Source organism: Micromonospora yasonensis (genome assembly GCF_026013475.1).
In the GTDB taxonomy this organism is placed as follows: Bacteria; Actinomycetota; Actinomycetes; order Mycobacteriales; family Micromonosporaceae; genus Micromonospora; species Micromonospora yasonensis.
In genome coordinates, this window is sequence record NZ_JAPDPH010000011.1 from 20718 (window position 1) to 35104 (window position 14387).

Below are 14387 nucleotides of genomic sequence, written 5' to 3' on the forward strand. Positions count from 1 at the left end.
CGTTCGCGACTGCGGGGCTCCGCTCCGCTGCACTCCTCGCGCTCACCGGTCAACCTCGACTTCCAGGCCGGAGGTCAGCGGCGTGACCTCCTCGTACGGGCGGGTCTGCTCGCGTTCCTGCTCGGCCTGCTCGTACGCGGTGACCAGGTCGGCGTAGCCGGGCACGGCGGCGAGCAGCTCGGTGTGCCTGCCCCGGGCGATCACCCGCCCGTGCTCGACGTAGATCACCTCGTCGGCGAGCGCGATGGTGGCCCGCCGGTACGCGACCACCAGGATCGACGCGGGCGCCGCTTGGCGGCGCTCCGGACCGGATGAAGGCCGGTCGGCCGGGGCGCGCAGCCCGGCCAGGATGGCCGCCTCGACCCGCGGGTCGACGGCGCTGGTGGCGTCGTCGAGCACCAGCAGCCGGGGCCGGCCAGCGAGCGCGCGGGCCAGGGTGAGCCGCTGCCGCTGCCCGCCGGAGAGCGAGGTGCCCCGCTCGCCGACCATGGTGTCCAGCCCGTCGGGGAGGGCGGCGACGAAGCCGTCCGCCTCGGCCAACCGCAGCGCCGCCCAGACCTCCTCGTCACCGATGCCTGGCCGGTCCAGCGCGATGTTGGCCCGGACGGTGTCGTCGAAGACGAACGGCACCTGGGCGACCAGGGCCACGGTCGAGGCGAGCGAGGCGGCGGTCAGCTCGCGGACGTCGACGCCGTCCAGGGTGACCGTGCCGGCGCGCGGGTCGACCAGGCGTACGGCGAGCGAGGCGATGGTGGACTTGCCGGCCCCGGTCGGCCCGACCAGGGCGACCGTCCGGCCGGCCGGCACGGTGAAGGTCACCTCGCCGAGCACCTCCGTGCCGGGCAGGTGCGCCTCGGCCGGCTCGTAGCCGAAGTGGACGTCGTGGAAGGCGAGGGTGGCCGGTGCCGGGGTGGCCGGGTCGAGCGTGGTCTGCCCGTACGGCATCTCGCCGGTGGCGTCGAGGACCCGGCGCACCCGGTCCCAGCCGGCGACGCTGCGCGGCAGCTCGGCCAGCACCCAGCCGATGGCCCGGACCGGGAAGGCCAGCACGGTGAACAGGAAGGCGACGCTGACCAGTTCGGTGACGGTGATCGCGCCCTGCCGCAGCCGGACCGCGCCGACCACCAGCACCGCCAGGGTGCCCAGGCTGGGCAGGGTCTCCAGCATCGGGTCGAAGACGCCGCGCAGCCTGCCGACGGCGATCAGCGCGTCGCGCAGCTCACCGGCGCGGGCGCCGAACCGCTCCGTCTCCTGCGCCTCGCGGCCCATCGTCTTGACCACCAGCGCGCCGTCGAAGCTCTCGTGGGCGATGCCGCTGACCTCGGCCCGCAGCCGCTGCGCGCGGGCCTGGCGGGGGGCCATCCGGCGGGAGTAGACCACGTTGAGCGCGAACAGCGCCGGGAAGACCGCCAGGCCGACCAGGGCGAGCGCCCAGTCGGTGAGGAAGAGCGAGACTACCGCGCCGACCAGCATCACCAGCGTGCCGACGGCGAACGGCAGCGGCGCGATCGGATACCAGGCGGCCTCGACGTCGGAGTTGGCGTTGGAGAGCAGGGTGCCGGTGGCGTTGCGGTGGTGCCAGGCCAACGGCAGGTCGAGATAGCGGCGGGTGACCCGGCGACGGTAGGCGGCCTGGAGCCGGTACTGCATGTAGCCCGCGCCGAGCCGACGGCCGAAGATGCCGACCACCCGCAGCACGCTGATCCCGAACAGCGCGGCGGCGGCCAGCGCGAGCGTGCCGCCGGCCACCGATCCCCGGGCGATGGCCGGGACGACCACCTTGCCGACCACCCCGCCGACCACGTACGCGCTGGCGATGACCATGAGGCCGAAGAGCACGCTGCCGGTCACCGCGACCGCGAAGATCCTCGGCTGTTCCCGGATGGCCCGGCCGAGCACCCGCAGTCCCCTGCCGAGGACGTCCCGACTTGTCCCGCTCGCCAACGCACTCCCCCGCCGTAAGCCGCAATTTTCTCCCCCATCCTTACCAATCGACGCCAGTTCCGCCGACCCGGAATGGCTATGTCCACCGTCACGTCCGCCCGCGCGCCGCACCGACCAGGGGCGGCTGCCCGGCCGGCGCGCCGGCCCGGTTCCCGCGCCGCGCCCGCCACGACACGCGGGCCCCGCCGACGGGCCGGCACGGGCCTACGATCGGGCCATGCCGCGGTACGCCCGATCGGAGCGCGAGGCGCTCGCCGATCTGCTGCTGGAAATGGGACCGGACGCGCCGACGGTCAACGAGGGGTGGAACACCCGCGACCTGGCGGCGCACCTGCTGGTCCGGGAACGCCGGCCGGACGTCGCGGGCGGCATCCTGCTGCCGCCGCTGCGCCGCTACGCCGAGGCGGTCCGCCGCCGGGTGGCCGCCGGGCCGTACGCGGAGCTGGTGGCGCGGGTCCGCCGCCCGCCGGTGTGGAGCCCGGTGAGCAACCCGCTGACCGACGAGCTGGCGAACACCGTGGAGTTCTTCATCCACCATGAGGACGTGCGCCGGGCCCGGCCGGGATGGCTGCCACGAGACCTGCCGGCCGGGTTGCAGGCGACGCTCTGGAAGCGGGGCGCGCTGCTGGCCCGACTGGCGTTGCGGCGCTTCCCGGCGGCCCTGTTGGTGCAGGCGCCCGGGTACGGCGAGGTCGCGGTCGGGCGGGGCGGCGAGCGGCTGCGGCTGGTCGGCGCGCCCGGCGAGCTGATCCTCTTCCTGTCCGGCCGGCAGCGGGTGTCCCGGGTGCAGGTGGACGGACCGGCCGCGCCGGCCGAGCGGTTGCGGGCGGCCGACCTGGGCTTGTGACCCCATGTACGGAATCGGTCACGCGGTGAACGTGAAACCGCGTTCACCCAGTGATCGCAACCGATCACTGGTGGCGTACGCTCCTTGCCCGCCGCCACATCCGAGGCGGCGGGACAAGGGAGCACGATGCGGAGCTTCGCCGTCTCGGCACTGCGCGAACCCCCCTTTCCGGCACGCCGGCACGCCGCCGTGGACCTGGTCGCCGCCGAGAGTGCCGGATGGGTACGCGAGTTCGACCTGCTGGACACCCCGGCCGCGCTGCGCCGGCTCGGCGGCGCCAACCCGGCGGAGCTCGCCGGCCGGGCGTGCCCGGACGCGCCGGCGGACCGGCTGCGCCTGCTCACCGACCTGATCTCCTGGCTGTTCGTGATGGACGACGCCTGCGACGAGGACGGGCTGGGAGCCAGCCCGACCCGGCTCGCGCCCACGGTGGCGGGCCTGCTGGACGTCCTCGACCGGCACGGTGACCCGGACGTCCCGACGCCGTCCGACGCCGGTCCGCTCGGCCTCGCCCTGGACGACCTCTGCCGCCGGGTCCGCGCCCGGCGGCGGCCGATCCTGCTGCTGCGCCTGGTCAGCCAGTTGCGCGAGTACCTGCTGGCGCTGCTCTGGGAGGCCGCCAACCGGGAGCACGGCCGGGTGCCCGGGGTGGCCGAGTACGTGCAGATGCGCCGGCACACCGGCGGGGTCCGCCCCAGCTTCACGCTGACCGACCTGGCCCAGGACGGGCTGCCCGGGGCGGGCCGGCGGGCGGAACCGGCGCTGGCCGCGTTGGACGCCCTCGCTGCGGACCTGGTCTGCTGGTGCAACGACCTCTTCTCCTACGGCAAGGAGCGGGACCGGGCGCCGGACCCGCACAACCTGGTCGCCACGATCGTGGGCGAGAGCGGACGGGCCGAGGAGGCCGCGCTACGCGCGGCGGCCGACCGGTTCAACGACGGCCTGGCCGCGTACGCGGAGCAGGAGGCGGCCCTCGCCGCGACCGGCGACGAGGGGGTCCAGGCCTTCCTGACCACCCGGCGCAACTGGATCCGGGCCACCTACGACTGGTCGCTCGAGGCAACCAGATACGCCTGACCTGGGCGGGCTCGGCATCGGAGGGGCTAGCCCCCGCCCCGGTCAAGGCAATACTCTTCGGTAACCGCAAAATGGCGTGACCCTCGTCACTTCCCCCCACCCTTGAAGGCGGCTACAGCGATGGCTCTCGATGCACCGTACCGCTCCATCCCCGACATGTTCCTCAAGCGTGTGGCGGATACCCCCGACCGGCCGGCGTTCGCCCACCCCGGCCCAGACGACTCGGGACCGGTCTGGCTGAGCTGGGAGCAGGTCGGGCGGCGCGCCAAGGCGGTCGCGGCCGGGCTGCACGCGCTCGGTGTCGGACTCGAGGACCCGGTGGCGATCCTGGCGAACACCCGGTTGGACTGGGTGATCGCCGATTTCGGCATCATGTGCGCCGGCGGGGCCACCACCACCGTCTACCCGACCACCGAGCCGGAGGACGCGACGTACATCATCGCCGACTCCGGGTCGAAGGTGCTCTTCGCGGAGAACCCGACCCAGGCGGCGAAGATCGCCGGGGCGACGCTGCCGGCGCTGCGCCACGTGGTGCTCTTCGACGGCACGCCCGACCCGGCCGCCGCCGTCCCGCAGCTCACCCTGGCCGACTTGGAGGAGCGCGGCACGCAGGCGCTGGCGAACGAGCCCGACCTGATCGACATGCTGGTCGCCGGCATCGGCCCGGACCACCTGGCCACCCTGATCTACACCTCGGGCACCACCGGCCGGCCCAAGGGCGTCGAACTGCTGCACGGCGGCTGGTGCTGGGAGGGGGTGGCACAGGCCGAGCTGGGGCTGCTGCACGCCGACGATCTCCAGTACCTCTGGCTGCCGCTGTCCCACTCGTTCGGCAAGACGCTGCTCTGCGGGGCCACCCACGTCGGCCTGCCCACCTACGTCGACGGCCGGGTGGACAAGCTGGTGAACCTGCTCGGCGTGGTCCGGCCGACGCTGATGTGCGGCGCGCCCCGGGTCTTCGAGAAGGTCTACAACAAGTCGGTCACCACGGCCCAGGACGCCGGCGGCGCGAAGGCGAAGATCTTCGCCTGGGCCGTCGCGGTGGGCAAGGAGAAGGTCGCCCTGGAGCAGGCCGGCAAGCCGGTGCCGACCGGGCTGCGGCTGAGGTACGCGCTGGCCGAGAAGCTGGTCTTCAGCAAGCTCCAGTCCCGGCTCGGCGGCCGGATCCGGGTGCTGGTCTCCGGCGCGGCGCCGCTGAGCAAGGAGATCGCCACCTTCTTCGCCGCCGCGAACCTGCCCATCTCCGAGGGCTACGGCCTCACCGAGACCAGCGCCGGCAACTTCGTCAACCCGCCAGGCGGGCTGCGCATCGGCACGGTGGGCAAGGCGATGGGCGACCTGGAGTGCCGGATCGACAGCGACGGCGAGATCCTGCTGCGCGGCCGGCCGGTGATGCGCGGCTACCACAACCTGCCGGAGGAGACCGGGGCCGCGTTCACCGAGGACGGCTTCTTCCGTACCGGCGACATCGGCAGCCTGGACGACGACGGCTACCTGCGGATCACCGACCGGAAGAAGGACCTGGTCAAGACCTCGGGCGGCAAGTACATCGCGCCGTCGCACATCGAGGGCATGTTCAAGGCCATCTGCCCGTACACCTCCCAGGCGGTGGTGATCGGCCAGGCCCGCAACTACTGCACCATGCTGGTCACCCTCGACCCGGACGCCATCAAGGGGTGGGCCGCTGGCGGTCCCCTCACGGGCCGCGACTACCCAGACATCGTCACCTCGCCGGAGGCGCAGGAGATGGTGGAGGGCTACGTGGCGGAGCTCAACGCCAAGCTCAACCGCTGGGAGACGATCAAGAAGGTGACCATCCTCCCGCGCGACCTCACCATCGAGGACGGTGAGATCACCCCGTCGCTGAAGATCAGGCGGCGCAGCGTCGAGAGCAACTTCGCCACCGAGATCGACAAGATGTACGCCGGCACCCTCGCCGAGCTGTAGCCGTCCCGTACCGCCCGACGGCCGTGCCCCACCGTCCCCGGGGGCACGGCCGTCGGCGCGTCACAGGTGGCGGCGACGCCACCGGCTCGCGATCCGGGCAGGCCAGCCGCTACGGACCCGTCTCGGGGACCAGCGGTTCGCGCAGCACCCGTCTGAGCTGCGCCGTACGCACCGCTTCGACGATCAAGAAGATGATGGAGGCGGCGACGAGGACCGCGAGGCTCACCAGCCCGCCCCACGGGGCGGTCAGCGGGACCAGCGCGACGAACACCAGGGTCGTGATGCCGCGAATCCGCCGGATGTGGTGCTGCGTCCGCCACCAGAACGCCTGGTCACCGATCAGATAGAGGATCACCCCGCCGTAGAGGGCGAGGTGGGCCAGGGTGCCCAACCCCGTAGCCAGCCCGGGCTTCCGGTGCGCCAGCGCGAGCGTCTGGCCCAGACCGAGCGCGACCAGCACGACGCCGGCCACCATCACCAGGTGCAGAAAGGTGTACGCGTCGGCGGCCAGCCGGCTGCGATCGCCCCCCGCGGCGGCCTCCACGGCGCGTTCCCCGGCGACGGCGTCGATGTCGAAGTACGCCCACCACAGCGTGCCCACCAGCGCCGTGCCGAGGATCGCCCCGACGATCACCAGCCCGGATATCGGTCGATCCGCCACCGCACGTCCGGTGGCGATGATCGCCTCGCCGAGCGCGACGATGACGATCAGGCCGTACCGTTCCGCCCAGTGACTGGCCGAACTGATCCGCCACCGCCTGACGTTCACCAGGTACCGACTGCTGTAGTCGACGGCGATGGCGGCCAGCCACAGGGCGATCCGCAGCGGGCTGTAGGGTCCCCGCACGCCGACCGGTTCGGGCAGCAGGGCGGCGCTCAGCAGCAGGAGCGTCGCCAGCCCGCCCGCGAGGGCGAGCAGCAGCAGTTGGCGGCGTAAGCCGGGATTGCCGCGCGCGACCAGCCAGAACGAGCCCACGTGCAGCAGCCGGACGACGCCGTAGCAGGTCGCGAAAACCAGCGGCCCGTACAGCCCGACCCGCGACGGGTCGTAGAACGCGACCGGGATCGTGATCGCGATGATGAGGATGTTCGCCGCGACGGCGACGTACACCAGGCGAGATCCCGGCTCGTCGGTGCGCAGCGCGGTGGACAGCCACGCGAACACGTTCCAGGCCCACCAGAGTACGGCCAGCACCGCCAGCCCGCGGACCAGCCCGTGCCAGGTCGGATCGGCGGCCATCAGGCTGGTGACCTGGATGAACGCGTAGACGAAGACCAGATCGAAGAAGAGTTCCTTCGGGGCGACACCGACGGCCCGCTGGACGGCGGGCTGGATCGCGCGGTGCAGGACCTGGTGCCGGCCCCGGAAGACGGTACGGTCGGCGAGCACGAGCACCGCCACCAAACCGGCGAGAATCGCGAGCGCGGCCAGCGCCGGCACCTGGGCCGCCACCGGTATGCCGAGGGCGAGCAGGACGATGCCGAGCAGCGGGCCGCGGCCCACGATGCGCATCGTGCGCCCTTCGAAGGCGAGCAGCCCGAGCAGGTACAGGATCACGCCGCCGTACAGTGCGAGCAGGGACAGCCCGGGCAGCGGCGCCGGTTCGCCGACGGCCCCCACCGCCTTCTCGAGGCCGAGGGAGAGCAGGATCAGGCCGCCGATCATCGGCAGGTGCAGGAAGGTGTACGCGTCCCGGGCCAGCCGTACCCGGGCCGCCCCGGACACCCGCTCGAGGGCGAGCTCGGCGGCGAACCGGGCGAGGTCGAAGTAGGTCCACCAGAGCACGCCCACGATGCTCATGCTGAGCAGGATGGCGGCGACCAGTGGCCAGGTGATCGGTTCGGTGGAGCCGATGCCCCGGCTGACGCCGACGGAGATGATGGTCTCGCCGAACGCGACCATGACGATCAGGGAATGCCGCTCGACCCAGTGTCGTACCGGGATGTCGCGCGCACCCACCGCGCCGGTGAGCACCCCACCGCGGTATTCGATGAGGATCGCCAGGAGCACCAGCCCCAGGCGGGCCCACGGATGGATCTTGACGTCGATCAACCGGCTGGCCAGCAGCGCCGCGAGCAGCAGCAGCGGGGCGGCACCGGACAGGGCCAGCCAGCCGCGCCAGATCCGCTGCCGGGAGACCGGGTCGGACCTGGCGCAGATCATCGCGACCGTCAGGGCGCCGGCCCGCGCGGCGAGGTAGCCCAGCACGAAGATGAGCGGGCCGGACAGCCCGCCGGGCCGGTCCACGAATGCCTCCTGAATCGCCACCCCCACCACGAAGATGATCGCGATGAGGCCGAAGGCGACCATCGGCATGATCCCGCGGTCCAACCGGATGGAGTTGCTGAGCCAGGCGTAGGAGACCCAGCACCACCACAGCAGCGCGAGCAGCAGCAGACCGCGCACGATCCCGAAGAGGTCGGGACGGGCAGCGGCCAGGCTGGTCACGTTGAGGAAGGCGTAGACGAAAACAAGGTCGAGGAAGAGTTCCAGCCGGGTCACTCCGCCACTCTCGGCGACCATCTGGAACCGATCGGACAGTCCCCTCGACCTACCGCTGGCCACCGCTTGAGTCTGCCCGGCGGCGGCGCCCGGCGCGGGACATCCGGCAAGCCCGCCCCGGCTCAGGCGATGACGGACGGCTCCCGCCACTGTGGGCGGCCGGTCCGGTCCAGGTCGTAGCGGACGGCGGCGAGCCGCCCGACAGCCTCCACCAGGTCCGCGGCGGGCAGCGTGAAGGGCAGCCGGAGGAACCGCTCCAGGGTGCCGTCCAGGCCGAACCGGGGTCCGGGTGCCAGGCGTACGCCGACCTCCTCGGCGGCCCGCGCCAGGGCGCTGGAGATCGGGCCGTCCAGCTCCGCCCAGAGCGTGACGCCGCCGCGCGGCGCGGTGACCCGCCAGTCGGGCAACCGCTCGGCCAGCGCGCCGACCAGGGCGTCCCGCTGGGCGGCGAGCTGCGCTCGGCGGGCGGCCACGATGGCCGGCGCGTCGGCGAGCAGGTGCACCGCGACGAGCTGGTCCAGCACCGGGCTGGCCATGTCGACGCCCACCCGGGCGGCGGCCAGCCGCTGCACCTGCGGCGCGGACGCGCGGACCCAACCGATCCGCAGCCCACCCCAGTAGGGCTTGCTCATCCCGCCGATGCTGATCACCCGGGAGTGCCGGTCGAAGGTGGCGACCGGCGGGGGCAGCTCGGTCCCGTCCAGCGGCAGGTCCACGAAGGACTCGTCGATGACCAGGTCGGTGCCGGCCGCGTGGGCGGCGCCGACGAGCCGCTCGCGCAGCTCGGCCGCCATCAGGTGGCCGGTGGGGTTCTGGAACTCCGGAATCAGGTACGCCAGCTTGGGCCGGCTCTGCCGGATGCTGCCCAGCAGCAGGTCGGCGTCCCAGCCGACGCCGTCGGCGGCCAGGCCGTGGGTGGTGATCCGCGCCCGGCGGGCGGACAGCGCGGCGAGCGCGTTGGGGTACGTCGGCGACTCCACCAGCACCCCGCCGCCGGGCGACAGGGCCAGCCGCAGCACCAGGTCCAGCGCGTGCTGGGTGCCGCTGGTCACCATGATCTGTTCCGGGCTGGTCGGCAGCCCACGCGCGCCGTACGAGCGGGCCACCGCCTCCCGGAGTTCGATGATGCCGGTCGGGTGGTACCCGGCTCCGCCCAGGTAGCGCGGCAGGTCCTCGGCGGCGGCCCGGGCCGCCGGCACGAGCTGCGGCGGCGCGGCGAGCGCGGCCACCCCGAGGTCGATCATGTCCCGGTCGTCCAGCGGGGTCCAGAGGCCGGTGCTGGCCACCCGGTGGGTGCCCGGGAGCATGGTCCAGCTGCCGGCGCCCCGCCGGCTGGCCAGGTGGCCGGTCTCGCGCAGCTCCCGGTAGGCGGCGGTGACCGTGGTCCGGCTGATCCGCAGCGCCTCGGCCAGCTCCCGCTCGGCCGGCAGGCGTACCCCCAGCGGGAGCCGGCCGTCGGCGAGCAGGCCGCGGACGGCGGCGGCGAGCGCGGCGTAGTCGGGGCTGCGCCGGCGACCGGGAAGGGAGTGCCACTGACCGAGGAGCCGAGCCAATTGGACGCCACGCACCTGACTCGTCATGGCCACCCCTCCTGAATTGGCTCTGTCGCGGGCGATATTGGCCCCTAGGGTGGCATGCATGGCAGCGATTGGCAATCTCCGGTACCGGCCCACCCGGCGGCTGACCCAGCTCTATGCCGGGCTCACCCTCTACGGCGTGAGCATGGCGCTGATGGTCCGCTCCGGGCTCGGCCTCGACCCGTGGGACGTCTTCCACCAGGGCCTGGCCCGGCAGACCGGGCTCTCCATCGGCACGGTGACCATCGCGGTCGGCGCCCTGGTCCTGCTGCTCTGGATCCCGCTGCGGCAGCGGCCCGGCCTCGGCACGGTGAGCAACGTGGTGGTGATCGGCCTGGTGGTGGACGCCACCCTGGCCCTGCTGCCGACCGACAACGGGCTGCCGGTCCGGATCGGCCTGCTGACCGTCGGGATCGTCGCCAACGGCGCGGCCACCGGCCTCTACCTGGGCGCGGCGCTCGGCCCCGGCCCGCGCGACGGCCTGATGACCGGGTACGTCGCCCGCCGCCCCGGCCGCTCCATCCGGCTGGTCCGGACCGCCATCGAGGTCACCGTGCTGGCCCTCGGCTGGCTGCTCGGCGGCACGGTCGGCCTCGGCACCGTCGCATACGCGCTGGCCATCGGGCCGCTCGCGCAGCTGTTCATCCCGCTGTTCGCGGTGCCCCCGCAGCCGGCGGCACCGGCTGCCGGGGAGCCGGCGGTGGGCTGCGCCACCCGGCCGGCCGGCGAGGTGGCCTGATCCCGGCCGGCCGACCGCCACGGGTTGGGACGGATGGCACCGCGCTGAGCTGCGGCGACGTCGAGGGCCGAAACCGGGTGTTTGCACCACCGCCAGCGCCGGGCAGAATTCCTGCATGGGGGAGAACGGATGGCGCTGGACCGACGCCTGGATCTTCGTCTCGCTGGTGATCGCCAGCGGTGCCGGCCGGCACCGCCGGTCGGCCTCGACACGCCGACCCGAGGGCGTACGCCTGGCCGACGTCCTCTCCACCGCCGACCACCTCAACCGCTCGATCCCCGAGCGGCACGAGCTGGAGACGGCGGTCCGTCGGCTGGTCGGCGCCGGTCTGGTCAGCGTCTCCGACGGCTGGTTCCGGATCACCCCGGACGGCGAGCGGCTCTGGCGCACCCGGCCCAGCGCCGGCGTGGCGACCACGGTGGACACCGTGCAGGGCGTGCTCAGCCGGCGACACAGCCCCGTTGAGTCCGACTGGCGCCTGGACGAGGACGACCACGCCGCCGCGGTGCAGGAGTACGTGGTGCGCTCGATCCCGATGCCGCGCCGCTCTCCCGAGGGCCACTCCGGCCGAGCCTGACCCGGCCGGACGGGTCGGGGTCAGCGGACCGGGTGGCCGGCGCCGCGCAGGGCGTCCTTGACCTCGCCGACGGTCAGCTCGCCGAAGTGGAAGACGCTGGCCGCGAGCACCGCATCGGCGCCCGCGCCGATGGCCGGCGGGAAGTGCGCCACCTCGCCGGCGCCGCCGCTGGCGATCACCGGCACGTCGACGACCTGCCGGACGGCCTGGATCAGCGGCAGGTCGAAGCCGGTCTTGGTGCCATCGGCGTCCATCGAGTTGAGCAGGATCTCCCCCGCGCCCAACTCGGCGCCGCGGGCCGCCCACGCCACCGCGTCCAGGCCGGTGCCCCGACGCCCGCCGTGGGTGGTCGCCTCGAAGCCGCTGGGCGTGGTGCCGGCCGGGGCACGGCGCACGTCCAGGGAGAGCACCAGCACCTGCCGGCCGAACCGGTCGGCGATCTCGGCGATCAGCTCGGGGCGGGCGATGGCGGCCGTGTTCACCCCGACCTTGTCCGCGCCGGCCCGCAGCAGCGTGTCGACGTCGGAGACCTGGCGGACGCCGCCGCCGACGGTGAGCGGGATGAAGACCGACTCGGCCGTGCGGCGGACCACGTCGAGCATCGTCCCCCGGTCGCTCGCGGAGGCCGTGACGTCGAGGAAGGTCAGCTCGTCCGCGCCGGCCCGGTCGTACGCCGCGGCCAACTCCACCGGGTCACCGGCGTCGCGCAGGTCGAGGAAGTTGACCCCCTTGACCACCCGCCCGGCGTCCACGTCCAGACAGGGGATCACCCGTACCGCCACCGTCATGTCGCGAGCCTATCCAACGCCGGTGGCACGATGGCCGACCCGAGGGGGCCGGCCGCCGCGAACGGTGTCCGGGGTCACACCCGGAGGAGCGCCGGGAGCTCCAGGGCCGGGCCCCGCCGGGGTCAGCCTTCGGGAAGCCAGGCCTCCAGTTCGACCTCGACCAGATGGTCCGGGTCGATCAGGCCGGCCACCACGACCATGGTGGCGACCGGGCGGACCGCGCCGAACACCGCGTGGTGCGCCCGGCCCACCTCGTCGGCGTACGTCCGGTCGGTCACGTACATCCGGGTCCGGATCACGTCGGCCGGCCGCACCCCCACCTCGGCCAGCGCGTCGAGGCCGATCCGCAAGGCCTGGGCGGTCTGCGCCGCCGCGTCCCCGACGTGCGCCACCCGGCCGTCGACCGTCGAGGTGCAGCCGGCGGTGATCGCCAGGTTCCCCACCCGGACCACCCGGGAGTAGCCGTACCGGGCCTCCCAGGGCCCGCCCGAGCCGAGCCGGGTGACGGTGGGCCCGCCGCCCGCGACGGTGGTCACGACGCGGCCCGCAGGACGGCGAGCGCCTCGGCGACGGTGAACGCGCCCGCGTACAGCGCCTTGCCGGCGATCACACCCTCCACGCCGACCGGCTCCAGGGTGGCCAGGGCGCGCAGGTCGTCCAGGGTCGAGACGCCGCCGGAGGCGATCACCGGGGCGTCGGTGCGGGCGCAGACCTCGCGCAGCAGGTCCAGGTTGGGCCCGCGCATGGTGCCGTCCTTGGTGATGTCGGTGACCACGTACCGGGAGGCGCCCGCCTTGTCCAGCCGCTCCAGCACCTCGTACAGGTCACCACCCTCGCGGGTCCAGCCGCGGGCGGCGAGGGTACGGCCGCGCACGTCCAGCCCGATCGCCACCCGGTCGCCGTACTCGCCGCAGACCCGGTCGCACCACTCCGGGTTCTCCAGAGCCGCGGTGCCGATGTTGACCCGGGCCGCGCCGGTGCCCAGCGCCGCCTGCAACGACTCGTCGTCCCGGATGCCACCGGAGAGCTCCACCTTCACGTCCATCTGCCGCACCACCTCGGCGAGCAGATGCGCGTTGGTGCCTCGCCCGAAGGCAGCGTCCAGGTCGACCAGGTGGATCCACTCCGCACCGTCGGACTGCCAGGCGAGAGCCGCCTCCAGCGGGTCGCCGTACGCGGTCTCGCTGCCGGCGGCGCCCTGCACGAGCCGGACGGCCTGGCCGTCGGCGACATCGACGGCGGGCAACAGGGTGAGGCTCAACGCTCTACTCCTCGGTTCAGGTACGACGGTCCAGGGCGATCACCACGATCGCCGGCAGGGCCAGCAGCAACAGCACGACCAGCGCCAGCCGCAGCGCCAGGTCGTCGACAAAATTCCAGATGCCGGCCAGTGCCGCCCCGGTGAGCAGCACGATCGCCGCCCGCTCGCCGCGGGTGTGCCGGTTCAGCCGGCCGGTCCGGCCCCGGCGCAGCTTCGGCGTCAGCCGGCGTACCAGGGCACGACACCGCTCCCGGCGGGCCGCCCGGCGCAGGCGCACGGCGCGCTCGGCCGCCAGCCGGGCCTGCCGGGCCTCCCGGCGGCGCGCGCGTTCCTTACTCAAGCGTGCCCAGCCAGTTGTGCAGCAGGGCCGCCCCGGTGTCGGCCGACTTCTCCGGGTGGAACTGGGCCGCCGAGAGCGGACCCCGCTCGACCGCGGCGACGAAGTCCGTGCCGTGCTCCGACGTGGTCACCGCCGCGCCCGCGGCGGCCAGCCCGGCCACGTCGGTCACCGCGTACGAGTGGACGAAGTAGAACCGGGCGTCGTCCGGCAGACCCGCGAAGAGCACCGAGCGCGCCGGGGCGTGCACCGTGTTCCAGCCCATGTGCGGCAACCGCCGCGCAGGCAGCTTCGTCACCCCGCCGGGCAGCAGGCCGAGCCCCTTGGTCACCACACCGTGCTCGTCGCCGTGCTCGAAGAGCACCTGCATCCCGACGCAGATGCCGAGCACCGGGCGGCCGGCGGCCACCCGCTCGGCGATGACCGGGCCGGCGCCGAGCGCCTCGATCCCGGCCATGCAGGCGGCGAACGCCCCGACGCCCGGCACCACGAGGCCCTCGGCCTCGGCGGCGGCGGCCAGGTCGTCGGTCACGGTGACGTCGGCGCCCGCCCGCTCCAGGGCGCGCTCGGCCGAGCGCAGGTTGCCCGAACCGTAGTCGAGCACCACCACCCGCTTGCTCATGAGCCCTCCCCGGGTAGCAGCCAGAGCAGCCCGCCCGCGGTGGCCAGCGCGGCGAGCAGCCCCGTGGTGAGCACCGCCCGGCGCGACGCGCCCTGCTTGTACAACGACCACGTCCCGCCGACCAGCACCCCGGCCAGGACCAGCAGCAGCGTCGGCAGCATCCGCCCC

At 73.8% G+C, this 14387-nt stretch carries 14 protein-coding genes; 5 read left to right on the forward strand and 9 right to left on the reverse strand.

All coding sequences use genetic code 11. The features are described from left to right. Positions 1 to 42: 42 nt before the first annotated feature. Complete coding sequence (locus tag ONA70_RS04455) at positions 43 to 1944, reverse strand: ABC transporter ATP-binding protein (RefSeq protein ID WP_265005034.1); 1902 nt, start codon at positions 1942 to 1944, stop codon at positions 43 to 45. Positions 1945 to 2161: 217 nt separating this feature from the next. Here ONA70_RS04455 and ONA70_RS04460 point away from each other — a divergent pair, with 217 nt between their 5' ends. The 3 genes from ONA70_RS04460 to ONA70_RS04470 all read left to right on the forward strand — a co-directional run bounded on the left by ONA70_RS04460 (position 2162) and on the right by ONA70_RS04470 (position 5815). Continuing rightward, positions 2162 to 2791 carry a TIGR03085 family metal-binding protein gene (locus ONA70_RS04460; protein ID WP_265005035.1) on the forward strand — a complete coding sequence of 210 codons (630 nt, stop codon included), beginning with the start codon at positions 2162 to 2164 and terminating at the stop codon, positions 2789 to 2791. Between the two features lie 126 nt (positions 2792 to 2917). Continuing rightward, complete coding sequence (locus ONA70_RS04465) at positions 2918 to 3868, forward strand: terpene synthase family protein (RefSeq protein ID WP_265005036.1); 951 nt, start codon at positions 2918 to 2920, stop codon at positions 3866 to 3868. Positions 3869 to 3988: 120 nt separating this feature from the next. Continuing rightward, complete coding sequence (locus tag ONA70_RS04470; RefSeq protein ID WP_265005037.1) at positions 3989 to 5815, forward strand: AMP-dependent synthetase/ligase; 1827 nt, start codon at positions 3989 to 3991, stop codon at positions 5813 to 5815. 109 nt (positions 5816 to 5924) lie between these two features. Here the strand turns inward: ONA70_RS04470 and ONA70_RS04475 are convergent, their stop codons facing one another. Continuing rightward, on the reverse strand, positions 5925 to 8318 hold the full coding sequence (locus ONA70_RS04475) for a low temperature requirement protein A (protein WP_265005038.1): 2394 nt from the start codon (positions 8316 to 8318) through the stop codon (positions 5925 to 5927). A 122-nt stretch (positions 8319 to 8440) separates the two neighbouring features. Next, complete coding sequence (gene yczR / locus ONA70_RS04480; RefSeq protein ID WP_265005039.1) at positions 8441 to 9898, reverse strand: MocR-like transcription factor YczR; 1458 nt, start codon at positions 9896 to 9898, stop codon at positions 8441 to 8443. Between the two features lie 58 nt (positions 9899 to 9956). On the opposite strand from yczR, the gene yczE reads away from it, so the two are divergent. Continuing rightward, on the forward strand, positions 9957 to 10634 hold the full coding sequence (yczE, locus tag ONA70_RS04485; RefSeq protein WP_265005040.1) for a membrane protein YczE: 678 nt from the start codon (positions 9957 to 9959) through the stop codon (positions 10632 to 10634). 115 nt (positions 10635 to 10749) lie between these two features. Beyond that, positions 10750 to 11211 (forward strand): hypothetical protein, encoded by a 462-nt coding sequence (locus ONA70_RS04490; protein ID WP_265005041.1) that lies wholly within the window; start codon positions 10750 to 10752, stop codon positions 11209 to 11211. 20 nt (positions 11212 to 11231) lie between these two features. Here the strand turns inward: ONA70_RS04490 and hisF are convergent, their stop codons facing one another. The 6 genes from hisF to ONA70_RS04520 all read right to left on the reverse strand — a co-directional run bounded on the left by hisF (position 11232) and on the right by ONA70_RS04520 (position 14380). After that, on the reverse strand, positions 11232 to 11999 hold the full coding sequence (gene hisF, locus ONA70_RS04495; protein WP_265005042.1) for an imidazole glycerol phosphate synthase subunit HisF: 768 nt from the start codon (positions 11997 to 11999) through the stop codon (positions 11232 to 11234). Between the two features lie 122 nt (positions 12000 to 12121). Then, positions 12122 to 12535 carry a RidA family protein gene (locus ONA70_RS04500; protein ID WP_265005043.1) on the reverse strand — a complete coding sequence of 138 codons (414 nt, stop codon included), beginning with the start codon at positions 12533 to 12535 and terminating at the stop codon, positions 12122 to 12124. Then, a complete protein-coding gene (gene priA / locus ONA70_RS04505) occupies positions 12532 to 13260 on the reverse strand; it encodes a bifunctional 1-(5-phosphoribosyl)-5-((5-phosphoribosylamino)methylideneamino)imidazole-4-carboxamide isomerase/phosphoribosylanthranilate isomerase PriA (protein WP_265005044.1) in 729 nt (242 codons plus the stop codon). Before priA ends, ONA70_RS04500 begins: the two co-directional genes overlap by 4 nt. 16 nt (positions 13261 to 13276) lie before the next feature. Continuing rightward, complete coding sequence (locus tag ONA70_RS04510; protein ID WP_265005045.1) at positions 13277 to 13600, reverse strand: hypothetical protein; 324 nt, start codon at positions 13598 to 13600, stop codon at positions 13277 to 13279. Beyond that, positions 13593 to 14219 (reverse strand): imidazole glycerol phosphate synthase subunit HisH, encoded by a 627-nt coding sequence (hisH, locus tag ONA70_RS04515; RefSeq protein WP_265005046.1) that lies wholly within the window; start codon positions 14217 to 14219, stop codon positions 13593 to 13595. The genes ONA70_RS04510 and hisH overlap by 8 nt, the downstream gene beginning before the upstream one ends. Further along, entirely contained in the window at positions 14216 to 14380 is a 165-nt protein-coding gene (locus ONA70_RS04520) for a hypothetical protein (RefSeq protein ID WP_265005076.1), read from the reverse strand. Before ONA70_RS04520 ends, hisH begins: the two co-directional genes overlap by 4 nt. Positions 14381 to 14387 lie beyond the last annotated feature (7 nt).